This is a genomic window from Streptomyces sp. 12E, from assembly GCF_055633275.1.
On the sequence record NZ_JBVNCJ010000001.1, the window covers coordinates 4177256 to 4200612 of the forward strand.

Annotated in this window: 21 protein-coding genes and 2 pseudogenes; 18 read left to right on the top strand and 5 right to left on the bottom strand. The window is 71.3% G+C overall.

Annotation, left to right across the window (positions count from 1 at the left end; genetic code table 11):
- Window positions 1-108 precede the first annotated feature (108 nt).
- Complete coding sequence (locus tag ACZ8ZB_RS19415) at window positions 109-1968, top strand: protein kinase domain-containing protein (RefSeq protein WP_470738961.1); 1860 nt, start codon at window positions 109-111, stop codon at window positions 1966-1968.
- Between the two features lie 40 nt (window positions 1969-2008).
- Here ACZ8ZB_RS19415 and ACZ8ZB_RS19420 read toward each other — a convergent pair whose 3' ends face one another.
- Window positions 2009-2344, bottom strand: a complete 336-nt coding sequence (locus ACZ8ZB_RS19420) for a PLD nuclease N-terminal domain-containing protein (protein WP_470738962.1) — start codon at window positions 2342-2344, stop codon at window positions 2009-2011.
- Between the two features lie 67 nt (window positions 2345-2411).
- Between ACZ8ZB_RS19420 and ACZ8ZB_RS19425 the strand changes: the two genes are divergently transcribed.
- Both ACZ8ZB_RS19425 and mqnP read left to right on the top strand, forming a co-directional pair.
- A complete protein-coding gene (locus ACZ8ZB_RS19425; RefSeq protein ID WP_470738963.1) occupies window positions 2412-3869 on the top strand; it encodes a menaquinone biosynthesis decarboxylase in 1458 nt (485 codons plus the stop codon).
- The gene (gene mqnP / locus ACZ8ZB_RS19430; protein WP_470738964.1) at window positions 3866-4771 is read left to right on the top strand and encodes a menaquinone biosynthesis prenyltransferase MqnP; all 906 of its coding nucleotides are present in this window, start codon (window positions 3866-3868) and stop codon (window positions 4769-4771) included. The genes ACZ8ZB_RS19425 and mqnP overlap by 4 nt, the downstream gene beginning before the upstream one ends.
- Before the next feature lie 22 nt (window positions 4772-4793).
- Here mqnP and ACZ8ZB_RS19435 read toward each other — a convergent pair whose 3' ends face one another.
- Entirely contained in the window at window positions 4794-4994 is a 201-nt protein-coding gene (locus ACZ8ZB_RS19435) for a type II toxin-antitoxin system VapB family antitoxin (RefSeq protein WP_006133221.1), read from the bottom strand.
- A 158-nt stretch (window positions 4995-5152) separates the two neighbouring features.
- Between ACZ8ZB_RS19435 and ACZ8ZB_RS19440 the strand changes: the two genes are divergently transcribed.
- The 10 genes and pseudogenes from ACZ8ZB_RS19440 to ACZ8ZB_RS19485 all read left to right on the top strand — a co-directional run bounded on the left by ACZ8ZB_RS19440 (window position 5153) and on the right by ACZ8ZB_RS19485 (window position 11677).
- Entirely contained in the window at window positions 5153-5788 is a 636-nt protein-coding gene (locus ACZ8ZB_RS19440) for a UbiX family flavin prenyltransferase (RefSeq protein WP_470741529.1), read from the top strand.
- 69 nt (window positions 5789-5857) lie between these two features.
- Complete coding sequence (locus ACZ8ZB_RS19445) at window positions 5858-6316, top strand: Lrp/AsnC family transcriptional regulator (RefSeq protein ID WP_351996530.1); 459 nt, start codon at window positions 5858-5860, stop codon at window positions 6314-6316.
- 51 nt (window positions 6317-6367) lie between these two features.
- Window positions 6368-7531 (top strand): aminofutalosine synthase MqnE, encoded by a 1164-nt coding sequence (gene mqnE, locus ACZ8ZB_RS19450; protein ID WP_470738965.1) that lies wholly within the window; start codon window positions 6368-6370, stop codon window positions 7529-7531.
- Between the two features lie 84 nt (window positions 7532-7615).
- Window positions 7616-8140, top strand: a complete 525-nt coding sequence (locus tag ACZ8ZB_RS19455) for a GNAT family N-acetyltransferase (protein WP_470738966.1) — start codon at window positions 7616-7618, stop codon at window positions 8138-8140.
- Window positions 8141-8236: 96 nt separating this feature from the next.
- Window positions 8237-8542, top strand: a complete 306-nt coding sequence (locus ACZ8ZB_RS19460) for a DUF4229 domain-containing protein (RefSeq protein WP_470741530.1) — start codon at window positions 8237-8239, stop codon at window positions 8540-8542.
- Between the two features lie 166 nt (window positions 8543-8708).
- The gene (locus ACZ8ZB_RS19465; RefSeq protein ID WP_327148552.1) at window positions 8709-8795 is read left to right on the top strand and encodes a putative leader peptide; all 87 of its coding nucleotides are present in this window, start codon (window positions 8709-8711) and stop codon (window positions 8793-8795) included.
- A gap of 58 nt (window positions 8796-8853) precedes the next feature.
- The gene (locus ACZ8ZB_RS19470) at window positions 8854-10170 is read left to right on the top strand and encodes a dicarboxylate/amino acid:cation symporter (RefSeq protein WP_470741531.1); all 1317 of its coding nucleotides are present in this window, start codon (window positions 8854-8856) and stop codon (window positions 10168-10170) included.
- A 171-nt stretch (window positions 10171-10341) separates the two neighbouring features.
- A pseudogene (locus ACZ8ZB_RS19475) lies at window positions 10342-10851 on the top strand (hypothetical protein); the annotation flags it as partial.
- An 8-nt stretch (window positions 10852-10859) separates the two neighbouring features.
- A pseudogene (locus ACZ8ZB_RS19480) lies at window positions 10860-10994 on the top strand (transposase); the annotation flags it as partial.
- A 110-nt stretch (window positions 10995-11104) separates the two neighbouring features.
- A complete protein-coding gene (locus tag ACZ8ZB_RS19485) occupies window positions 11105-11677 on the top strand; it encodes a hypothetical protein (RefSeq protein WP_470738967.1) in 573 nt (190 codons plus the stop codon).
- Between the two features lie 205 nt (window positions 11678-11882).
- Here the strand turns inward: ACZ8ZB_RS19485 and ACZ8ZB_RS19490 are convergent, their stop codons facing one another.
- Complete coding sequence (locus ACZ8ZB_RS19490) at window positions 11883-13322, bottom strand: recombinase family protein (RefSeq protein ID WP_470738968.1); 1440 nt, start codon at window positions 13320-13322, stop codon at window positions 11883-11885.
- A 421-nt stretch (window positions 13323-13743) separates the two neighbouring features.
- On the opposite strand from ACZ8ZB_RS19490, the gene ACZ8ZB_RS19495 reads away from it, so the two are divergent.
- From ACZ8ZB_RS19495 to ACZ8ZB_RS19510, 4 genes are all read left to right on the top strand, one after another.
- On the top strand, window positions 13744-15888 hold the full coding sequence (locus ACZ8ZB_RS19495; protein WP_470738969.1) for a laminin G domain-containing protein: 2145 nt from the start codon (window positions 13744-13746) through the stop codon (window positions 15886-15888).
- Between the two features lie 186 nt (window positions 15889-16074).
- Complete coding sequence (locus tag ACZ8ZB_RS19500; protein ID WP_470738970.1) at window positions 16075-17760, top strand: SPFH domain-containing protein; 1686 nt, start codon at window positions 16075-16077, stop codon at window positions 17758-17760.
- Window positions 17757-19082: an SPFH domain-containing protein gene (locus ACZ8ZB_RS19505; RefSeq protein WP_470738971.1), complete on the top strand. Its 1326-nt coding sequence runs from the start codon at window positions 17757-17759 to the stop codon at window positions 19080-19082. Before ACZ8ZB_RS19500 ends, ACZ8ZB_RS19505 begins: the two co-directional genes overlap by 4 nt.
- A 24-nt stretch (window positions 19083-19106) precedes the next feature.
- Entirely contained in the window at window positions 19107-19808 is a 702-nt protein-coding gene (locus ACZ8ZB_RS19510) for a TetR/AcrR family transcriptional regulator (protein ID WP_470738972.1), read from the top strand.
- On the opposite strand, the gene ACZ8ZB_RS19515 is transcribed toward ACZ8ZB_RS19510, so the two are convergent.
- Together ACZ8ZB_RS19515 and ACZ8ZB_RS19520 are read right to left on the bottom strand one after the other, a co-directional pair.
- The gene (locus ACZ8ZB_RS19515) at window positions 19778-20632 is read right to left on the bottom strand and encodes a MaoC family dehydratase (RefSeq protein ID WP_470738973.1); all 855 of its coding nucleotides are present in this window, start codon (window positions 20630-20632) and stop codon (window positions 19778-19780) included. The two genes, ACZ8ZB_RS19510 and ACZ8ZB_RS19515, sit on opposite strands and share 31 nt — an antisense overlap.
- Window positions 20633-20639: 7 nt before the next feature.
- On the bottom strand, window positions 20640-21944 hold the full coding sequence (locus ACZ8ZB_RS19520) for a 3-oxoacyl-ACP reductase (RefSeq protein WP_470738974.1): 1305 nt from the start codon (window positions 21942-21944) through the stop codon (window positions 20640-20642).
- Between the two features lie 98 nt (window positions 21945-22042).
- On the opposite strand from ACZ8ZB_RS19520, the gene ACZ8ZB_RS19525 reads away from it, so the two are divergent.
- On the top strand, window positions 22043-23329 hold the full coding sequence (locus tag ACZ8ZB_RS19525) for an acetyl-CoA C-acetyltransferase (protein WP_470738975.1): 1287 nt from the start codon (window positions 22043-22045) through the stop codon (window positions 23327-23329).
- Window positions 23330-23357 lie beyond the last annotated feature (28 nt).

Consider the following 23357-nt stretch of genomic DNA (forward strand, 5'->3'; position numbering starts at 1 on the left):
GCTGGTCGAAGTACCGTACGACGTCCGACACTTGGGCGAACACGGGTGCGATTGGCTTTATGCTTGGCCCTGCCCTCATGGGCCGAGATCGCACGCCGGGAGGCATCTGTGTCAGCGCTGGAGCCGGACGACCCGGACTCCGTCGGGGCGTACCGGTTGCTGAGCCGGCTGGGCGCGGGCGGCATGGGCAGGGTCTTCCTCGGCCGTTCCCCGGGCGGACGGCTCGTCGCGGTCAAGGTGGTGCACGCCGAACTGGTGCGCCGGCCCGAGTTCCGCGACCGCTTCCGCCGCGAGGTCCGGGCGGCCCGGGCGGTCAGCGGCGCCTTCACCGCCCCCGTCATCGACGCCGACCCGGACGCCCCCCTGCCGTGGCTGGTCACCAGCTACATCGCCGGTCCTTCGCTGGAGCAGGCGGTCGTCGAGCGGGGGCCGTTCGAGGCGGGGGCGGTCCTCGCGCTGGCGGCCGGGCTGGCCGAGGCGCTGGTGTCGATCCACGCCGCGAACCTCGTCCACCGCGACCTCAAGCCCTCCAACGTGCTGCTCGCCGAGGACGGGCCCCGCGTCATCGACTTCGGGATCGTCCGCAGCGTCGAGGCCGACTCGATCACCGGCACCGGCCTCGTGGCCGGCTCGCCCGGATTCATGTCGCCCGAGCAGGTCAACGGCGACACGATCACCCCGGCCAGCGACGTCTTCTGCCTGGGCGCGGTGCTGGCCTTCGCGGCGACCGGCGCCAACCCCTTCGGCGAGGGACCGACCCCCGCGCTGCTCTACCGCGTGGTGCACAACACCCCCGACATCGGCGCCGTCACCGACCCGGCCCTGCACGCCCTCATCGGCGACTGCCTCGCCAAGGACCCGGCCCGCCGCCCCACCCCGCACGAGATCCTCACCCGGGCCGGCGCACTGGGCAACGAGAGCACGATGGCCCTGCGGCACCCCGTCCCCCGGTCGCAGCGGGGCAACGCTCCGGGGTTCCCGACTCCTGCCGGGACGCCCCTCCCGAGCGCCCGTCCCACGGCCCCCGGGGACCTCACGAACGTACTTCCGCGCGACGGCGGGCCCGGCGCCCTCCCGCAGCAGGCGACCATGGTGGCGCCGCGGTTGCACGACCGGGCCACCCGGGTGGGCGCCACCCCGGAGCCGGCACCCGCCGCGACGGAGCCGCCCGGCCGCCGGGCGGGCCGGGAACGCGGCGGCAGTCGGCGCGCCTTCCTGCTCCTCGGCCTCGGGGGAGGCGCGGTCGCCGCGGCCGGCGTCGGAGCGGGGTTCTGGTTCGACCGGTCGGCCGCCGCGGACCGGGACCGGGCCACGCCCCCCTCCTCGGCCTCCCCCTCGTCCTCGCCCTCCGCGGCCCCGCGGCCCGCCCGGCCCGTCGGCCACTGGCCCCTCGACGAGACCTCGGGCACGGTCGCGCGGGACACCGCGGGCGGCCACGACGGCACCGCGACCGGCGTCACCTGGGGGCCCGGCGGAGGCGGAGCCGTCTTCGACGGGCGGAGCAGCCAGATCACGACCGGGGGACCGGTGCTGGAGACCGGGGAGGGCCGGAGTTTCACGGTCGCCGCCTGGGTCCGGCTCTCCGTCGCACCGGCGGGCTGGGCCACCGCGGTCAGCCAGGACGCCCAGGACGCCAGCGCCTTCTACCTCCAGTACGCCGTCGAGGGGAACCGCTGGGCCTTCTCCCGCCCCGGCCTGCGCGCCACCGGCCGCAGCGAGCCCGCCGTGAACGTCTGGACCCACCTCGCCGGCGTCTGCGACGGACAGGCGCGCACACTGCGGCTGTACGTCGACGGCGTACAGGAGGCGGAGGCCGAGGACACCGACCCGATGTCCGCCACCGGCCCCTTCATCATCGGCCGGGCGTCGTACGGCGGTCAGGCCGTCGACTTCTTCCCCGGCGCCGTCCGGGACGTACGGGTCTTCGACCGGGCCCTGGACGCCGAACGGATCAGGACCCTCGTGTGATCACGGCCGCCCTCGCGGGGCCGTACACGGTGGTCCGGGCTCAGTCGCCCTTGGAGTCCTCGTCGCGGTCCTTGCCGCGGTCCTCGTCCGCCTTGTCCTCGTTCAGCGACTTCAGGAACTCGGGGTTGTCGTCCGGCGCGACCCACCGCTGACGGCCGCCGCCCCGGCCCCAGGCGGAACCGGCGGCGCCGGCGGGGTGCCGCTTCTTGCCGGCGATGATCCACGAGATCGAGCCGACCAGCGGGAACAGCAGCACGAGGATCGCCCACAGCGGCTTGGGCATGTGACGGATGTCGTCGTCCTTCGTGCTGATGCAGTCGATGAACGCGTACACGCTCAGGGCCAGTGGCACGAGGAACATCAGCACCCGCAGCATGGGGCCTCTCCAGCGAAAGCGGTGGGCGGTACAGGGCCAGGGTAACCGCTCGGGGATACTTGACCCCATGGCTTACGACGATCTTCGCTCCCTGCTCAGGGCGCTGGAGCGCGAGGGTGACCTCAAGCGCATCAAGGCCGAGGTCGACCCGTATCTGGAGGTCGGTGAGATCGTCGACCGGGTGAACAAGGCCGGCGGTCCCGCGCTGCTCTTCGAGAACGTGCGCGGCTCGAGCATGCCCCTCGCGATGAACGTGTACGGCACCGACCGCCGCCTGCTGAAGGCGCTCGGCCTGAAGTCGTACGCGGACATCTCCGAGAAGATCGGGGGGCTGCTGAAGCCCGAGCTGCCGCACGGGTTCGTCGGGGTGCGCGAGGCGTTCGGGAAGCTCGGCGCGATGACGCACGTACCGCCGAAGAAGGTGAAGTCCAGCGACGCGCCCGTGCACGAGACCGTGCTCACCGGCGACGACGTGGACCTCGAGAAGCTCCCGGCGCTCTTCACCTGGCCCAAGGACGGCGGCTCCTTCTTCAACCTGGGCCTCACCCACACCAAGGACCCCGAGTCGGGCGTCCGCAACCTCGGCCTGTACCGGCTCCAGCGCCACGACAAGCGCACCATCGGCATGCACTGGCAGATCCACAAGGACAGCCGCAACCACTACCAGGTCGCCGCCCGGCGCGGCGAGCGGCTGCCGGTCGCCATCGCCTTCGGCTGCCCGCCGGCCGTGACGTACGCCTCCACCGCGCCGCTGCCCGGCGACATCGACGAGTACCTGTTCGCCGGGTTCGTGCAGGGCAAGCGGATCGAGATGGTCGACTGCAAGACCGTTCCGCTCCAGGTGCCCGCACAGGCGGAGGTCGTCCTCGAGGGCTGGCTGGAGCCCGGCGAGATGCTGCCCGAGGGGCCGTTCGGCGACCACACCGGGTTCTACACCCCGCAGGAACCCTTCCCCGCCCTGAGGATCGACTGCGTGACCATGCGCAGGCGCCCGCTGCTCCAGTCGATCGTCGTCGGCCGGCCGCCGACCGAGGACGGACCGCTGGGCCGGGCGACGGAACGCTTCTTCCTGCCGCTGCTGAAGATCATCGTCCCGGACATCGTGGACTACCACCTCCCCGAGTCCGGCGGCTTCCACAACTGCGCGATCGTCTCGATCGACAAGAAGTACCCCAAGCACGCGCAGAAGGTCATGCACGCCATCTGGGGCGCCCACATGATGTCGCTGACCAAGCTGATCGTGGTCGTCGACTCCGACTGCGACGTCCACGACCTGCACGAGGTGTCCTGGCGGGCCCTCGGCAACACCGACTACGCCCGTGACCTCACCGTCGTCGAAGGCCCCGTCGACCATCTCGACCACGCCTCGTACCAGCAGTTCTGGGGCGGCAAGGCGGGCATCGACGCGACGCGGAAGTGGCCCGAGGAGGGATACACGCGCGACGGCGGCTGGCCCGACATGGTCGAGTCCGACCCGGACACGGCCGCACTCGTCGACCGCCGCTGGAAGGAGTACGGACTGTGACCTCGGCCTCCGCCGCGCTTCCGCAGCAGCCGGGACGCACGAAAGCCTTCCTCCGCCTGGTGATGATCGAGCACTCGGTCTTCGCCCTGCCCTTCGCCTACATCGCCGCCCTCACCGCGATGTACGAGCGGGACGGGAGCATCCACTGGGGCCGGCTGCTCCTGGTCACCCTCGCCATGGTCGGCCTGCGCACCTTCGCCATGGCCGCCAACCGGATCATCGACCGCGAGATCGACGCCCGCAATCCGCGCACCGCCCACCGCGAACTGGTCACCGGCGCGGTGTCGGTCCGGCACGCCTGGACGGGCGCGCTCGTCGCCCTCGCCGTCTTCCTGGGCGCGGCGGCCCTGCTCAACCCGCTCTGCCTCGCCCTCGCGCCCGTCGCCGTGATCCCGATGGTGGTGTACCCGTACGGCAAGCGGTTCACGAACTTCCCGCAGGCCATCCTCGGACTCGCGCAGGCCATGGGCCCGGTCGGCGGCTGGCTGGCGGTCACCGGGGCGTGGTCCTGGGACGCCGTCGTGCTCGGCCTCGCGGTCGGCGTCTGGATCGGCGGCTTCGACCTGATCTACGCCTGCCAGGACGTCGACACCGACCGCGAGATCGGGGTGAAGTCGGTCCCGGCCCGCTTCGGCATCCCGGCCGCGATCCGGGGCGCCCGGGCCTGCCACGCCGTCACGACGGCCCTCTTCGTCTGGTACGCGCTCCTCACCGGCGCCGGCGCCTTCTTCTGGCTCGGCCTGCTGATCGTGGCGGGGGCCTTCGTCTACGAGCACACCATCGTCCGCCCCCACGACCTGACCCGCCTGAACCGGGCGTTCTTCTCCGTCAACGGCTTCATCGGCATCGCGCTGTTCGTGTGCGCGCTGCTGGACCTGCTGGTGCGGGGGCTGACCGTGTAGCGCGCCGGCGTACGGCCGGGACTCAGCCCTGGGGCTCCTGCGGCTTCGCGTCGACCTCGCGCAGGCCCTGGTCCCTGAGCTCGGTGCGGGCTTCCGTGCGGTGGCCACGGGCGATGTAGTCCCGCACGACCACCTCGATCGCGTCCTGGGGCGAGCCGACCCCCGCCAGGACCATCACCTCCACCACGAGTTCGGCGTCGAGACTGATGTTGACCTTGGCCACTGTGCCCCCCTCATCGCGCCTCATCGCGTCGCACCGGCACTCTAGCCGTCCGGGGCCCGGCCGGTGAGGCCTCCGACCGGTCCTGAGAACGGACGCCTGGCCTCCGCCGGTAGGCTCAAGATGTGAACGCAGGAGAAACGCGGCGCAAGCCTTGGATCGTGGGGGTCTCGGGGGCGTCCGGGACGCCCTACGCAGCCGCTGTGCTGCGTGCGCTTCTGACGGCGGGGGAGAGCGTCGACCTCGTCGTGAGCCGGGCCTCCCGGCTCACCCTGCTGGACGAGACCGGCATCGCCTTCCGGGACGCCCACTGGCGGGACGACCTGCGGGAATGGCTGTCCCGGGGCGCGGACGGCAAGCCGGACACGTTCACCGTCGACCTCGACGGCGTACGGCACTGGACCGCCGGTGACCTCGCGGCCGGGCCGTCCTCGGGGTCGTACCCGAGCAAGGGCATGCTGATCGTGCCCGCCTCCACGGCCTGTGTGGCCGGGGTGGCGCTCGGGCTGTCCAAGGACCTGTTGCAGCGTTCGGCGAGCGTCACCCTGAAAGAGGGCCGCACGCTGGTCGTGGCCGTACGGGAGACCCCGCTGAACGGCCAGACGCTGCGGCACCTGGTGACGCTGGACGACGCGGGCGCGACCGTGGTGCCCGCCTCGCCGGCCTTCTACGCGGGCGCGACGCACATCCAGGACCTGGTGGACTTCGTCGCCGGACGCGTACTCGACGCGGCGGGCGTGGAGCACCGCCTCTACCGCCGCTGGAAGGGCGAACTCGGCGGCGGATCCCGCCCGTAACCGAGCACCTCCGCAACACCTCGGCACCTGCAGGACCCTCAGACCTCTTCAGTGGAAGGCTTCGATTCGATGGACGCGGTGGACAGGCAGCTCATCCAGGCCCTCAGGGAGAACGGCCGGGCCTCCTACGCGGAGCTGGGGCGCCTCGTCGGCCTGTCGGGGCCCAGCGTCACCGACCGCATCAACCGGCTGGAGGCGGCCGGCGTCATCACCGGCTACCGGGCCACCGTGGACGCCGCCTCGCTGGGCCTCGGCGTCGCCGCCCTGATCGGCGTCTCGCTCTCCGACGCCGCCGACCACGAGGACGTGGCGCAGCGGCTGAAGGACCTGAAGGAGATCGAGGACTGCTGGTTCATCGCCGGCGACGACTCCTTCATGCTCAAGGTGCGGGCGACCGACGTGGACGGCCTGGAGAAGATCATCCGCAGGCTGTCCGGCACCAAGGGCGTCTCCCGGACCCGTACCACCATCGTGCTCTCCACCAAGTGGGAGAACCGCGTCGGTGAGCTGCCCGAGGAGGCGGAGTAGGCGGGGCGTACGGTTGACCGGGTCTGTCTGAAGAGGGAAAGAGGGATCGGCATGGACGTCGGGCTCAAGCGCGAGCTGGAGGAGAAGGTCAGGGCGGGCGAACGCCTGACCCGTGAGGACGGCATCGCGCTGTACGAGTCGGACGACCTGGCCTGGCTGGGCGGACTGGCGCACGAGGTGCGCACGAGGCTGAACGGCGACCTCGTGCACTTCAACGTCAACCGCCACCTCAACATGACGAACGTGTGCACCGCCTCCTGCGCCTACTGCTCCTTCCAGCGCAAGCCGGGGGAGAAGGACGCGTACACGATGCGCATCGAGGAGGCGGTGAGGCTCGCCAAGGCGATGGAGGGCGAGAACCTGACCGAGCTGCACATCGTCAACGGGCTGCACCCCAACCTGCCGTGGCGTTACTACCCGCGCTCGCTCAGGGAGTTGAAGGCCGCGCTGCCGGGCGTCTCGCTGAAGGCGTTCACGGCCACCGAGATCCACCACTTCGAGACCATCTCCGGGATGTCCGCCTCCGAGATCCTCGACGAGCTGATCGACGCGGGCCTCGAGTCGCTGACCGGCGGTGGCGCCGAGATCTTCGACTGGGAGGTGCGGCAGCACATCGTCGACCACCGGACGCACTGGGAGGACTGGTCGAGGATCCACCGGCTGGCGCACGAGAAGGGGCTCAGGACCCCGTGCACCATGCTGTACGGGCACATCGAGGAGCCCCGCCACCGCGTGGACCACGTGCTGCGGCTGCGCGAACTCCAGGACGAGACCGGCGGCTTCCAGGTCTTCATCCCGCTGCGCTACCAGCACGACTTCGTGGACATGAAGGACGGCAAGGTGCGCAACCGGCTCCAGGCGCGGACGCAGATGGCGACCGGCGCGGAGGCGCTGAAGACGTTCGCGGTGTCGCGGCTGCTGTTCGACAACGTGCCGCACGTCAAGGTGTTCTGGGTGATGCACGGCGTGCGGACGGCGCAACTGGCGCTGCAGCATGGGGCGGACGACATGGACGGGTCGGTGGTCGAGTACAAGATCACGCACGACGCGGACGACTACGGCACGCCCAGCAAGCTGACCCGCGAGGACCTGCTGGACCTGATCCGCGACGCCGGGTTCCGGCCGGTGGAGCGGAACACCCGGTACGAGATCATCCGGGAGTACGACGGTCCCGACCCGGCGCGGCGGGAGTCCCCCCAGCCGATGCGCGTCTGAAGGGGCGCCGCCCGGCTCGGCAGGTGAGGAGCGGCCGGCGGGAAGGAGCTGCGCGTGCGCCGAGGTAATGCTTACCATCGGCCCATGCCCCTTACTTTCACGTTCGATCCCGTCGTCACCCCCGAACTCCGCGACGGCGTCCTCGACCTGTGGGCCGACGTCACCAACGCCGGTGGAGCGGTCGGGTTCGTGCCGCCCGTGACGCGGGAGGACATCCGCCCCCACCTGGTGCGGCAGCTCGTGTCGATGACGGAGGAGCGCTCCCGCCTCCTCGTCGGGCACGACGAGGAGGGCAGGGTGGCCGCGACGGCGTTCCTCACCTTCAACACGCACCGGCTGATGACCCACTGGATCTGGCTCTACACGGTGATGGTCCACCCCCGCCACCAGGGCAAGGGGTACGGCCGCGACCTGCTGGCCGCCGCCGAGCGGGCCGCCCGCACCCTCGACGGCGTCGAGGCGATCCGGCTCGCCTGCCGCGGCGGCCTCGGCCTGGAGCGCTTCTACGCCTCCTGCGGCTACAAGGAGGTCGGCCGGGTCCCGGGCGCCATCCGCGTGGCCCCCGGCGACGACCGCGACGACGTCGTCATGCTGCTGCCGCTGACCTGAGACCCGCACCCCGCTGAAAGATCCTTGCCCGCTCGTGCTTCACTGGACGGTGTCCCTTTGGGACGTTCTGACCGTACGCAGGGAAGAGTGGATGAGATGCTCCGCTACACGCTGATGCGCCTCGGGATCTTCGTGGGCTGCCTCGTGGTCGTCTGGGGCCTCGTTCACTCCGGCCTCGCCCCGCGCGGCCTCGGTGACTCCAACGGGCTGTGGATCATCCTGCTCGCCCTGGTGATCTCGGCCCCGATCAGCCTCGTGGTGCTCCGCAAGCAGCGGGACCAGGCCTCCGAGCGGATCGTGGAGCGGGTGAACCGGGCCAAGGCCAACCTGGAGGCCAACCGCAACCAGGAGGACGCGGCCGACGAGACCGCCCGCACGCAGCCCCAGGGGCAGACCTCGTAACGTCCGTCACATCCGCGCACCGCACGCGGGCGCCCCGGTTTCCGAACTGACCCGGAAACCGGGGCGCTTTGCGTTGCATGGACGCCTTTGGTCTTCCACCTCTCAAAGCAAGGCTTTGAGGATCCCAAAGCTCAGGTGTTACGGTTCTCGGGTGAAGTCAGCAGCCGTGTTCCCCACGCCCCGGAGTGTTCCGCTCGTGGCGCGCCTGCACGTGGACCTCTGCCGGGTCACCTCCGCGAACTGTCGTCCCTGACGTTCCGCGCCACCCGAGTCCCACGTCACCCTTCCCCACGCGTCCCCATCACCGGAGCATTCTCGTGTCCACGAACACGCGGTCCAGGCTGCCCGTACTGCCCGTACGCGCGCCCTTCTGGGCCCAGATACTCGCCGGCCTCGTCCTGGGCGTCCTGCTCGGCTGGCTCGCCCGCAGCCAGGACGTCTCCTGGCTCGTCACCACCCTGGAGAAGGTCGGCGGCACCTTCATCGGCCTGCTGAAGCTGGCCGTCGCCCCGCTCGTCTTCTTCGCGATCCTGGTCTCCATCACCAACCTGCGGAAGGTCAACAACGCGGCCCGGCTGGCCTCGCGCACCCTTCTCTGGTTCATGATCACCTCGCTGATCGCGGTGGCGATCGGCCTGGCCATCGGCCTGGTCACCAACCCGGGCGCCGGCACCGGCCTCACCCCGGCGGACGGCGCGGCGCCGGAGAAGGCCGGCTCCTGGATCGACTTCCTCACCGGCATCGTGCCGACCGACGTCATCACGCCGTTCACCGAGCTGAACGTGCTCCAGATCGTCTTCATGGCCGCCGTCGCCGGCATCGCCGCCCTCCAGCTCGGCGAGAAGGCCCAGCCGATCCTCACCCTGAGCGAGTCCGTCCTCGAACTCCTCCAGAAGGCCCTGTGGTGGGTCATCCGCCTCGCCCCGCTCGGCACCGTCGGACTCATCGGCAACGCCATCGCCACCTACGGCTGGGACCTGATCGGCAAGTACGCCACCTTCACCGCCGACATCTACGTCGGCTGCCTCATCGTCCTCTTCGGCGTCTACCCGGCGCTGCTGGCGACCGTCGGCAAGGTGAGCCCGGTGCAGTTCTTCAAGGGCGCCTGGCCCGCGATCCAGCTGGCCTTCGTCTCCCGCTCCTCCGTCGGCACCATGCCGCTGACCCAGAAGGTCACCGAACGCCTCGGCGTGCCCAAGGAGTACGCGAGCTTCGCCGTCCCGTTCGGCGCCACGACGAAGATGGACGGCTGCGCCGCGATCTACCCGGCCATCGCCGCGATCTTCGTCGCCCAGATCTTCGACATCCCGCTCGGCGTCGGCGACTACCTGCTGATCGCGTTCGTCTCGGTGGTGGGCTCCGCCGCGACGGCCGGCCTCACCGGCGCGACGGTCATGCTCACCCTCACCCTTTCCACCCTGGGCCTGCCCATGGAGGGCGTGGGCCTGCTGCTGGCCATCGACCCGATCCTGGACATGATCCGCACGGCGACGAACGTCGCGGGTCAAGTTGTATGCCCATTGATCGTGGCGTCGCGGGAGAAGATCCTCGACCGTGGGAAGTACGACAACGTGGGGTCGGCGCCCATCGACGTGGACGAGCCGCGGGCGGTGGCTGCCGCCGCCTGATCGCTGATCTGACAGGTCAGGTGACGCCCTGTGCTGATACGTCGCACAGGGCGTTCCTTGCCTGCATGGGGAGGCTTGCTCAACGGCATGCGGGGCGTCAATGGCCAGGCGAACCGGGAAGGTGGGGTCCTGTGCCAGGGCGTGTGCCGGAAGTGCTCTGGGTTGGCTGACGTGAGTGGGCGGGGGCGGAGTTATCAATATGTCGGACCGGTCGAACTGAAAGCTGCCGCCCGGCCTGGTGACGGCGGGCGTCGGATCGGCACGGCGGCTGACTTCGATGACTGGATCGTGGAGCAATCGGCGGCGGAGCTGGCCGTACCGTTCACCTTCGTGGTCGGTACGGACGGTGTGCTTCGGCTGGCACCGTGGCGAAGCGAGCACGTGGCCTGTGCCGGCGGAGACACGGTTCTGAGCGCCGGCGAGATCAGCTTTATGCGCGAGGCGGATCGGTGGACCGGGAGCGAGGTCGGCAACCAGTCCACCGGGTACTGCCCGGACGTCACCTCCTGGGTGGAGGTCGCCCGCGCTCTGGACGCTGCAGAGCTCCAGCGACCCTCCGGCTTCACCCACGAGGTGGTGTTCCGGCGGTGCCCCGACTGCCAGGAGCACAACATCGTGCGTGAGGACGACTTCGTCTGCGTCTTCCGCGGCAGCGATCTGCCCCCGACGTGGAACTGCGACGCGGCTGACTCCCCAACGTCTCCTTCAGCACCCCCGACCACCTCGTCCAGCGCATCCGACGGGGCCTACGCCACACCCAGTACCGCAGCCACCTCATAGACGGCTGCCTCGCCGAGACCGGCTTGACCATGAGACCTGCCTGAGCAACGACGCAACATCACAGGGTCAACTTCCTCAACCTTGGGGGGTCGTGCTGTGACGACCGGCTACCACTGTCCCGGCCGGTCGTTTCACCGCCCCTGATGCACGAGTCGTGAACCGGGTGGACGATCATCGTGTGATGGATACGGGTATGTGGCCGGTGCTTCCGGACGTGGAACGGGATCAGTGGGACTACGTCCCCGGGCGGACCCTGGGGCCACTGCGCATGGACATGCATCAGGAAGAGGTCATCGCGGCCCTGGCCGCGCACGGCTTCACCGCCCCGCCTGACGGATACAGCCCAGGGCGGTACGCCGTGCGCTTCGCCAAGGAAGACGCCCCCGCGAGCCAGGCGCCGGTGGAGTGCTACTTCCGTACGGACCGAAAGCTGGCCTATGTCCTCGTCGACGGACGCCTCGGCCCTCAGGTGACCTGCGAGGGGATCCGGCTCATCGGCCGTGTGCCTTCGCAGCTCGCGCAGGAGATGGAAGCCCACGCGATCAAGTACGACACCGGCCTGCGGTTCAGTCCCACTGGCGATATCTTCTGCGACGGCTTCCAACTCGAAGTCGGCGCCCAGCGCGCTGGCGACAACACCGTCTCCTGGGCCTTGTTCTTCGTCTCGGGAGATGACCACTCCGTCACGCGTGACGCCGCACCCAAAGCGGTCTGGCACCGCTGGTAGGTGGCACCACGCTCACCTCGCCACGTCAAACGCCTCATGAAAGGCAGAGGACGGACATCGTGGAACTGGCGCCGGGGTGGGTCAGCATTTACGACATCGCGAGTTCAACCTCAGTAGACACTCCCTCGGGTGCTGCCCCAGGACTATTACATCCGCATGAGGGCTGTCATCGACGGCTACCTTGCCGATCGGGTGGAGACGGTCACTACAGCGAGTCCTCATTGTCTGCGCCGATCGGCGTGATCTTGATCGACGTGCTCTCGGGCGGCTTGCGCCTACCGCGGCCGATGCTGAACACGTCAACGTGGTCGATCACGGTCGTAAGGATGGCGCGGCGGCGTTCAAGGTTTTCGGGCTGTTCATCCTTCCAGACTGTAAGAACGTCGGTCTCGGCGCGGGATCGACGGACGGCTGTTGTCGCTTCACGCGTACGTAGGGCTTGAAGCTCTGCGCGAAGGTGGGGCAAGGAGTCGAAGTAGTCTTCGTCCTCCATCTGACCTTCCTTCCAGCGGCCTCGGAGTGCTCGGATTCGGGTCTCCAGCAAGCTGATCTCATCTGTGAGGTCCTCTGTCGGAACCTCTTCCTTCGGAGGAACGCGGGATAGGAGCGCAGCTTCGACCACCTCATTGAGACGCTCCTCAATCCATTGGTATTGACGGCTCACTTTGCCGCAGCCGAGTCGGCCGTTCTGGCCTCGCTGCGATGAGCTGCAGAACGTCCTTCGGAAAGTCCGTCCCTGGATGGTCGCCCACTGGACGCGCATCACGGCACCGCAATGACCGCATCGCAGGAATCCGGAGTACAAGTGCTTACGCTTGCCCGATCCTTGCGCCGCCGGTGTGGCCCGTCCATCGAGCAAGGCCTGTACGTTCTCCCACTGCCCCCGGCTCAGAGGAGAACCGTAGACGCTGTCCCCGATGTCCTGGCCCTTGTAGGTGACGATTCCCCCGGTCCGTTCCGACCGGAACACGCGCTTCACTGCCGCGAGCGTCCAGGCCCCACCCTGCGGTGTCGTAGAGCCCTCGGAGTTCCAGTAACGGGCTACGTCGCCGGGGGTCTTCGCGTTCCGGTCCATGAGCATGAGGTAGCCCTTGCGGATGAGCTCGACCTCGATTTCGTCCAATTCCTTGAAGTGCGAGCCTTCCTTGAAGCCGAACTGTCGCTTCCCGCCGGCGTGAGGCTTGCCCTGCTCCCTGCGCTGTAGAAGGGAGTTGTTGACGCGCTCGGACATGCGCTCTGTCTCCTGCTGGGCCACCGCACCTTTGATCGTCAGGATCATGCGGCCGTTGGCCGTTGAGGTGTCCTCGCCCTCGGTCGTCGCGAACGCGAAGCCGTGCCGCTGCTGCTCTTCAAGGAAGCTGGTCAGCTCGCTGATGCGGCGCGTCAGACGGTCGATGGAGTAGACGACGATGCCGTCAATCAGGCCGTCGCGGGCGTCTTGGAGCATCTCCGTGTACTGCGGACGGCGGCGCTTGCTCGTGGTCGACGCTGACACGTCGTTCTCCGGATAGACCTTGTGGACCTTCCACCCCATGCGCTCGCACAACTCCCGGCACGCCCTCTCCTGGCGCTGAATGCCGAGTTCCTGGCCCTTGCGGTCCTTGCTGATACGTACGTAGATCGCAATGCGCTCCGGCTTGGTCATGTCCCACCCCTGGTTACTGACTAGATGCCTGCGCTGTGAACAACATGCATACCGACCTACGGTTACGGGTATCGCCGGTCGAGCACTGGCTCCGGTCGACGTGGCGTCGCGGGAGAAGATCCTCGACCGCGAGAAGTACGACAACGTGGCGTCGGCCCCTTGATGTGGATCAACCGCGGGTGGTGGCGGCACGCTCGCCTGTTCGCGGTCCCGGAGACGTTCGGTTCGTCGTCCCCGGGACCGGCGGACCCGCAGGATCTCACCCACCCGTCTCTTCTCGGGCTTCGGCCGTGTCCTCTCCGCACGGCACCGCTTCCGGTGGCCCGTCGGAAAACTTGATCGCCGATGTCGGTGGCCGCTGCTAGCCTCCTGCCGCTCGGCTGTTCGAGGCCGGGCGCGATCCGGGGAGGGGCGTTCGTCCATGTCAGGGAGATCAGGCAGGAGAGGTCTGCTGCTGGGCGGTTGCCTTGCGGCGATGGTGGCGGGGGTGGTCACGCCCGGCGCCGCGCACGCGGCGGAGAAGGAGAACCTGCCGCCCGCCGTCCAGGACCTGCGGACCGAGTTCGAGGACTGCGCGACAGGTGACACGCCGGACTACGTCGGGAGCCCTCCGGTGCTCACGGCCCGGCTGACCGATCCGGCCGAGGACGACCGCATCGGGTACTCGGAGCGGCTCACCGCCGAGTTCGAGATCTGGTGGTCGGACGTGGACGGCGTCGAGCAGCGCCGCTCCCTCACCACCTCCCCGTACCCCCCGGACATGATCCACCGCATCACCGTCCCGTCCGACGTCCCGGCCGACACGGTCGTCTCCTGGCACGTCCGGGCCAACGACGGCAAGGTGAACTCCTCCTGGAGCTCCGAGGCGCCCGGCGCCGCGTGCCGGTTCGTCCACGACGACGAGAGTCCGGCCGCCCCCGTCGTGAGCTCACCGGAGTACCCGGAGGAGACGTGGTGGACCGGCGGGGTCGGCATCTACGGCAGCTTCACCATGGACTCCCCCTCGGCGGACGTCGTCGAGTACCGGTACACCTTCCTCGGCGGTCCGCAGCGCACCGTCCGTCCCGCCGAGCCCGGCGGCCCGGCCACCGTCCGCTTCGCCCCGCTGAGCAACGCCCCGCAGCGTCTGAGCGTCCAGGCCCGTGACCGCTCCGGCCGGATGAGCGTGCCCACCGACTACTTCTTCCACCCGAAGGCGGCGAGCGCGCCCGTCTCCCGCTGGAAGCTCGATGACGGGGTCGGCTCCACCACGGCGGCCGCCGAGGAGGGGGAAGCGGCCCGGGCGGGACGCGGCGTGACCTTCGGCGCTCCCGCGCCCCGGGGCGTCCCGCTCACTTCCACGGCCACCCTCGACGGCAGCCGCCACGGCTTCCTCACCACGGACGCCCCGGCCGTCGACAGCGGCAGGACCTTCGCCGTCGGCACCTGGGTGCGCCCGGCGGAGACCGGCCGTCCCATGACCGTGCTGAGCCAGGACACCGCGTCCGGCCCGGCCTACGCCCTGGCCCTGGAGGCCCCGCGGGACGCGGCCGCCTCCTGGTCCTTCACCCTCGGCGACGCGAAGGTCACCGGCGGCGCTCCCGAGGCCGGCGAATGGGCCTACCTGCTCGGCGTCCACGACACGGAGACCGGGTACGCCCAGCTCTTCGTCAACGGCCACGAGGTCGGCACCAAGGCCGAGGCCGCTCCGGTCGCGGCGGGCGGCGCGTTCCAGATCGGCCGGATCCGCGGCGAGAACGGCTACCGGCAGCGCTGGCACGGTGACATCGGCGACGTCAGGGCGTACGACCGCCTCGTCGTCCCGCAGGAGGTGACCGAGCTGGCCCACCGCAAGCCGAACCTGCTCGGCCACTGGTCGTTCAGCACGGCCGACGACGGCACCACGCCCGAGAACAAGGGGGGTTCGCCGCTGCGGCTCGCAGCGGGCGCGTCGGTCTACCGCGGTCCGGACGACTCCTGCCTCCCCGACATCGACCCCGACTGCCCGTGGAAGCCGTACCCGCTGGTCGGCGAGGGGCACCTGGCGCTGGACGGCGAGAGCGGCCACGCGGTCCTCGACGCCCCCGTGGTGGACACCGGTGACAGCTTCACCCTCGGAGTCGTCGCCAGGATCGAGGAAGCCGACGCCACCCGGCCGATGACGGTCCTCTCCCAGGCCGGTGAGCACACCGACGCGTTCAAGCTGCGCTACGACCCGTCGAAGTACGCCTGGCAGCTGATCATGCCGGAGCGGGACGAGGCGGGCGCGCCGGAGAAGGTCGTCTCGCAGGTCACGCAGTCGGACGGTCGCAGCGGGCACGGCACGCGGCTGGCCATCGTCTACGACGACGCGACCGACACGGTCAAGCTGTACGCCGACGGCTACACCAACGCCGAGGCCACCGCCCACCTCCGCGACGGCTGGACGAGCGCCGGCCCGCTCCAGGTGGGCCGCGCCCGCACGGCCGACGGCTGGGGCGAGCACCTGAAGGGCGAGGTGGACGAGGTCCAGGCGTACGCGGGCGCCCTGCGGGACAGGGACGTCGTCGGACTGGGCCACGAGACCGACCCCTGCCTGTGCGTCTGACACCCGCCGGCCGGCGGGTCGAGGGGCGCTTCCCGGCAATCACCGACGGGTGACCGTTGCTGGGGGCGCCCCTTATCGCCGTCCTCCCGATGGTGTGGAATCACCTGGACCACGTGCGTCACACGACGCACGTGGTCCACATCGATGATCCGGCAGGGATCAGCACCACACGCGAAGGGGGAGACCGTGGCACGCACGCGGGCGCAGGCTCTGCGCAACGTCGCCGAGGCGGTCGCGTCCGGCACGGATCCGCGCACGGCGGCCCAGGACGAACTGCGCCGCCGCACCGGAGGGGGCGGCGCGCCGTCCCGGAACACCGGGGACGAGCGCGGCGGGCGTCAGGAGGCCGAGGGCGAGGGGATGGACCCGGCCGACTTCCCGGCGGCCCGGGAACAGGACGGGAGCTCCGTCGACACCGTCATGCGGCAGAAGACGGTGCCGCTGGACGAGGCGGGGGAGGCGCTGGGCCGCAGCGAGCAGCTGCGCGAGGACGGGAAGGTGGTGCACGCCATCTGCCCGATGGTGATGCCCAGGGGCCGCTCCCTGCTGTCCATGCTGCCGGTGCTGTCGCTGCTGGTGGTCGGCGCCGTGGGCGCCTCGGTCGTGTCGGCGGCCGGTGGCGGCGGGCTCACCGACCCGCTGTTCGGAGTGCACTACTGGATCGTCGCGCTGGCCGCCGTCGCGTTCGTGTGGTGGCGGCAGGGCCTGGTCATGGTGCCGGACGGCTGCCAGGCGATGATCACCCGGTTCGGCAAGCTGGAGAAGGTCGTGGGGCCCGGCCGGGTCACCCTGCTCAGCCCGTGGAAGCGGGTGTCGTACATCGTCAACACGACCCGCGAGTACCCGTTCAACGCGCCGGTGCGCGAGGCCCCGACCAAGGGCGGGGTGAAGGCGTCCATCGACCTGTTCATCCAGTTCCGCATCAGCGACCCGGTGGAGTTCGTCTACACCCTCGGCGCCGTGCGCGGGTTCGAGGAGAAGCTCGGCAACGCCGTCAGCGAGACCATCCGCAGCCTGATCTACGAGCAGGAGGCGGCCGGCATCTACGACATGGTCGGCGAGGACAGCGGTCGTCTGCTGGAGCAGCTCAACCAGCAGTTCCGGCCCGCGGTGGAGCTGACCAACGCCAACATCACCCACGCCGAGCCCTCGGACCGGCGCTACCGGATGGACCTGGCCGCCCCCGAGATGGTGCGCGTGGCCAAGGAGGCGTACACCCACGAGTACGCGCTCCAGCTGCGCAAGGAGCAGGACGAGGGCGACCTGACCCGGGAGCTCGCCTCCAGCCAGGAGACGCTCTCCGCGATCCAGGCCGACATCGCCCAGTACCAGGCGCAGATGGACACCGCCGTGGAGCGCGAGACCAACCGCGCCGAGGCGCTGGCCCGGCAGCGCTACGTCCAGGCCGAGTCGGAGGCCAAGGCCAACGCGGCGCTGCTGGAGGCGCAGGCCCTCGACATCCGCGCGGTGACCGCGGCGCAGGCGCCGGAGATCCTCGAGTACCGCTACCAGCAGCAGGTGCTCGACACCCTGGAGCAGGTCGCCGACCACCTGCCCCGCCTGGTGCGCATCGGCGGCGTGGACGCTACCGGCGCGGCCGGGATCGACTTCCTCGAACTGGCCCGTGAGCTGGTCGGCGAGCGCGGGGCCGAGCTGTTCACCGACGCGGACATGGCCGCCGTACGGGACCGGCTGGCGGAGGTGTCCGAGCGGATCGCCGCCCGCGAGGAGGAGATCGGCGCGCTGCTGGCGGCCGAGCGGCCGACGGTGCCGCAGGTGCCCGAGGGCGCCGGGGCGGGCGAGGCGCCCGCGTCCGCGGCGAGCGCCGGGGCGAGTGATGTGTCCGAGTCCGCCGAGGAGGCCCAGCAGTGAGCTCCGCCCGTGTCCGCCGCCGTTCGGTCATCTCCGAGGCCGTCGCCCCCTGGAGCGACATCGCCCGGCTGCTGCGCGGCGGAGAGGCCGACACCCTCATTCCGGTGATCATCCCCCGTCACCGCCGCCGGCTGTGGTGGATGCTGCCGCTCTGGCTCGGCGTCCACGCCCTGCTGACGGGCGTGATGCTGACGCTGCGGGAGGACGGTTCCGACGGCGTGGCCGGCCTCGCCCACGGCGCGCTGGCCACCGTCTCCCACGTCGCCGGCGCGGTGCTGCTGCTGATCGGCGCGCTGTGGTGGTGGCGCTCCTCGATCGTCGAGATCGAGCAGGGCACCAACGGCGTGCTGACCCGCTACGGCGCCGTCGTGCGCACCCTCGACGCCGGCCGGCACTACCTGTGGCACCCCTGGTCGCGGGTCGACTTCGTCGTCGACACGGCCACCGAGATCCCCTACTCGGCGCCGGTCATGGCCTGTCCCACGCAGGAGAACGTGCCGCTGCGCTCGATCGAGTTCTTCCTGAAGTTCCGCATCACCGACGCCGTGCTGTTCGTCCGCACCATCGGCGCCGGCAACTTCGACCTGGTGCTGTCCAGCGCCGTGCAGGACGCGATCCGGCAGCGGGCCCGCCAGATGCGCACCGAGCGCGCCTACGACCTGCGCGGTTCGGACGTGGCGGACATGCAGGAGCTGCTCAACCGGCAGCTGTCCGGCTACGGCGTGCGCATCACCGGGTGCAACATCCCCGACGTGCAGCTGCCGGCGCAGTACCAGCACCACCTGGCCACCCGGGAGCGGATCGCCAAGGAGCGCGCCGCCTACGAGCAGGAGTGGGGGCTGACCCGCAAGCGGCGCATCGACAGTCTGGGCATGGACATCGAGCGGGCCAAGAAGGTGCGCGACGCCCGGATCGTCGAGGTGAAGGCGGCGCTGAACCGGGCCCGCGAGGAGGTCGCCCAGCTGCTGGAGCGGCAGGAGACCGAGGCCCAGCGGGTGCGGTTCGAGATCGAGACGCGCGGCCGCAGCGGGCTCATCGCGGCCGAGAACGAGGCCCGCGCCCAGCGCGCCCTGGCCAAGGCCTACCGGGACAACCGGGCCGTGCTCCAGTACGAACTGGCCCGCAGGCGGCTCGAGGTGGGCGCGGGGCTGGCCGGGAAGGCCCCGCAGCCGGTGGTGGTGCGCACCGACGGCGGCACCGACACCTCGGCGCTGTCCACGCTGTTCACCGCGCAGTTGCTGCCGCGGCTGACGGCGGGCGACCGGTCCGTCCTCGGCGACCGGACGGGGCCGGGGGACGGCGGCGGCCGGGACCCGCAGTGAGGAACGGACCGTACGCTGTGTCCCATGGGTGCCGTGAAGACGAAGCGGATGCCGCGTGCGGTCCGTGAACAGCAGATGCTGGACGCCGCCGTGCGGACCTTCGGGCAGCGGGGGTACATGGCCGCGTCGATGGACGAGATCGCCGAACTGGCGGGGGTCTCCAAGCCGTTGGTGTACCTGTACCTGAACTCCAAGGAGGACCTGTTCACCGCGTGCATCCGGCGGGAGGCGACGGCCCTCACCGAGGCGGTGCGCGCGGGCGCCCGCCCTGGTCTGCCGGCCGACCGCCAGCTCTGGTCGGGGCTGACGGCGTTCTTCACGCACACCGCCCGGCACCCGGACGGCTGGGCGGTGCTGCACCTCCAGGCCCGCACCCACGGCGAGGTCTTCGCCGCCGAGGTGGCCGCGATGCGCGCGGAGATCACGGCGTTCGTGACGCAGCTCATCCTCGCCGCCGCCCGGGACGCCCACCGGGATCCGGACCTGCCCGAGCGTGAGGTCTCGGGGCTCGCGGAGGCCCTGGTCGGCGCCGCCGAGTCCCTCGCGGACTGGGCCAACGCCACGCCGGGTGTCACGGCCCGGCAGTCGGCGGCGACCCTGATGAACTTCGCCTGGGCGGGTCTCGGCGACCTGATGGCCGGCCGCCGCTGGACCCCGCCCGACGACTCCGGGCCCGACACCGGTGTCACCGGGGCTCAGACCGGGCGGACCTCCCCGGTCAGGTGAGTCCGGCCGCGGTCGTCGCGCAGCGCGAAGCGTCCGCCCTGCGCCGCGTACGTCACCGTCCCCGGCAGCGGCACCGGCGCCCGGAAGTCCGCGCGGACCTCGACCGCGTCCGGGGCGCCGTGGGCGGCGAGGCAGCGGGCCACGGTCCACATGCCGTGCGCGATGGCGCGGGGGAAGCCGAAGAGCCGGGCGGTCAGCGGGTGCAGGTGGATCGGGTTGCGGTCGCCGGAGACGGCGCCGTAGCGCCGCCCGGTGTCCCCGGCCAGCCGCCACTTTGCGACGGCGGGCAGGGGGGCGGGGTCCTCCCTCGCGTCGGCCGGGGGCGCGGAGGCGGTACGGTGCCGGGCCAGGTACGTGCTCCGCGACTCCCACACGACGTCCCCGCCGTCCCGCATCTCGGTGACCACGGCGGCCTGGGTGCCGCGCCGGTGCGGGGTCAGTCCGTCGACGCGCACCGTCAGCCCGTACGTTCCCGTGGCCGCCGTCGCCCGGTGCCGGGTGATCCGTATCGACGTGTGGACGAGGCCGAGGAGCGGGAGCGGGAAGCCCGGTCCGCTCATCAGCCGCATGGCGAGCGGGAAGCCCAGTACGTGCGGGTACGTCACCGGCAGCGCGTCCTCGCCGGCCGGGAAGCCGCACACCCTCTCGTACGCGGTGAGCCGGGCGGCGTCGACGCGCAGCGCGGGCAGCACAAGGCGGGTGCGGGGGTGGGCGGCGCCGGGGCGCGGGCGCTTGAAGGGCGACAGCAGGGCGCCGCGGGCGAGGAGCGGCGTGAGGGCGGGGGGCGCGGAGAGCTCCACGGTGGGCGCGGGTGCGGACGTCACGGGGTGTTCACGCTCCCAGCAGGCTCTGGCCGCAGACCCGTACGACCTGGCCGTTCACCGCGCCGGAGGCCGGGTGGGCGAGCCAGGCGGTGGTCTCGGCGACGTCGGCGGGCAGGCCGCCCTGGGCGAGGGAGTTCATCCGGCGGCCCGCCTCGCGGATGAGCAGCGGGACGGCGGCCGTCATCCTCGTCTCGATGAAGCCGGGCGCCACGGCGTTCACGGTCACCCCGTGCCCGTCGAGGGCGTGCGGCGCGAGGGCGCGGACCAGGCCGGTGATCCCGGCCTTGCTCGCCCCGTAGTTGGTCTGGCCGGCGTTCCCGGCGAGGCCCGCGATGGACGCCGTGGCGACGATCCGCCCGCCCCGCTTCAGGGCCCCGGCGGCGAGCAGCGCGTCGGTGGTGCGCAGCACGCTCGCCAGGTTCACCTCCAGCACGGAACTCCAGCGTGCGGCGTCCATGTTGACCAGGCGGCGGTCCCGGGTGACGCCCGCGTTGTGGACGAGGACGTCGAGGCCGTCGGGGAGGGCGTCGGCGATGCGGGCGCCCGCGTCGGCGGCGGTGATGTCGAGGGGGAGCGCCCTGCCGCCGAGCCGTTCGGCGACGCGCCGGGCGTCCGCCTCGGCCGAGGGGACGTCGAGGACGACCACCTCGGCGCCGTCTCGGGCCAGGGTCTCGGCGACCGCCTCGCCGATGCCGCGCGCGGCGCCGGTCACCAGGGCGGTGCGGCCGGACAGGGGGCGCTCCGCGTCGTGGGGGGCGGGGGGCTCGTGCGCGCCGACCCCGATCACCTGGCCGCTGACGTAGGCGGACCTGGGGGAGAGCAGGAAGCGGAGGGTGGACTCGGCGGCGGGGGCGTCGGTGAGGCGGACCAGGTTCACGGTGATGCCCCGGCCGGTCTCCTTGCCGAGGGAGCGGGTGAAGCCCTCCAGTGCCTGCTGGGCGGCGGCCTGGTGGTGGTCGGCGGGGTCGAGCGGGGCGCCGAGCACCACGATCCGGCCGCTCGCGGCGACCGACCGCACGACGGGGTGCAGGGCCGCGTGCACCTCGGCGAGCCCTTCGACGTCCCGTACCCCGCTCGCGTCCAGGACGACGGCGGCGGGCCGGCCGGTGTCGTCCGTGCCGGGGCCCGTGCGGGCGAGGACGGGGGCGAGGTCGAGGCCGGACTTCCCGGCCGTGAGGTGGAGCAGGCCGCCGTCCAGGTCCGGCCGCTCCGGTGACCAGCGCCGCAGCGGCGCCGGCCGGGGCAGGCCCAGGCGGCGCGTGAGGAAGCGGCCGGGCGCGGTGCCGGTGAAGCTGAGATAGCGGTCGGCCATGGGGTTCCTCCGTGCTCGCCGTGCCTGCTCCGGATGTGCTTACTCTGGAGTAAGGTTACCGGAGGTAATCCTATGTCACCGGTGAGGAGCAGGTCGAGATGAGCACCCTGAAGCCGGCCGCCGTCCGGCGCGTCGCGGTGATCGGCGGCAGCCGCGTCCCCTTCGCCCGCTCCGACGGCCCCTACGCCACCGTCTCCAACCGGGAGATGCTCACCGCCGCGCTGGACGGCCTCGTCGAGCGGTACGGGCTGCGGGCGCCGGGCGCGGTGGGGGAGTTCGTCGCGGGAGCGGTCCTCAAGCACAGCCGCGACTTCAACCTCGCCCGCGAGACCGTCCTCGGCTCGGCGCTCGACCCCCGCACCCCCGCGTACGACATCCAGCAGGCCTGCGGCACCGGACTCCAGGCGGTCGTCGCCGCCGCCAACAAGATCGCCCTCGGCCAGACGGACGCCGCGATCGCCGGCGGCGCCGACACCGCGAGCGACGCGCCCCTCGGCGTCAACGACGACCTGCGCAAGGTGCTGCTCCGGGCGCGGCGCGCGAAGTCGCCCGTCGCCCGCCTCAAGGCGCTGGCCAAGGTGCGCCCCGGCCACCTCGTCCCGGACATCCCGCGCAACGCCGAACCGCGCACGCGCCTGTCCATGGGCGAGCACGCCGCGGTCACCGCACGCGCCTGGGGCATCACCCGCGAGGCCCAGGACGAACTGGCGGCGACCAGCCACCGGCGGCTGGCGGCGGCGTACGAACGCGGCCTGCTGACGGACCTGGTGGTGCCCTTTGGGGGCCTGACCCGCGACCAGAACCTGCGGCCGGACTCGACGGTGGAGAAACTGGCCGCGCTGAAGCCGGTGTTCGGCCTCGACGCACCCGGCCCCACCATGACGGCGGGCAATTCGACCCCGCTCACCGACGGCGCGGCGCTGGTGCTGCTCGCGAGCGAGGAGTGGGCGGCGGAACGGGGCCTGGAACCGCTGGCCTACCTGACCGCGTACGAGACCGCCGCCGTGGACTTCGTGCACGGCGACGTCGCCGGCGGCGAGGACGGCCTGCTGATGGCGCCCGCGTACGCGGTCCCGCGCATGCTGGAGCGCGCCGGGCTCGGCATGGCGGACTTCGACCTGATCGAGGTCCACGAGGCGTTCGCCTCCCAGGTGCTGGCCACCCTGGCCGCCTGGGAGAAGCGGGGGCTGGAGCCGGTGGACCGCGCCCGGCTCAACGTGGCGGGCTCGTCCCTGGCCACCGGTCACCCCTTCGCCGCCACCGGCGCCCGCATCGTGGCGACCCTGGCGAAACTCCTCGCCGAACGGGACGCCCCCGCACGCGGGCTGATCTCGATCTGCGCGGCGGGCGGACAGGGCGTGACGGCGGTCCTGGAGCGTACGTGAGCGACCCTCACGTAACCCCCGGCATCGC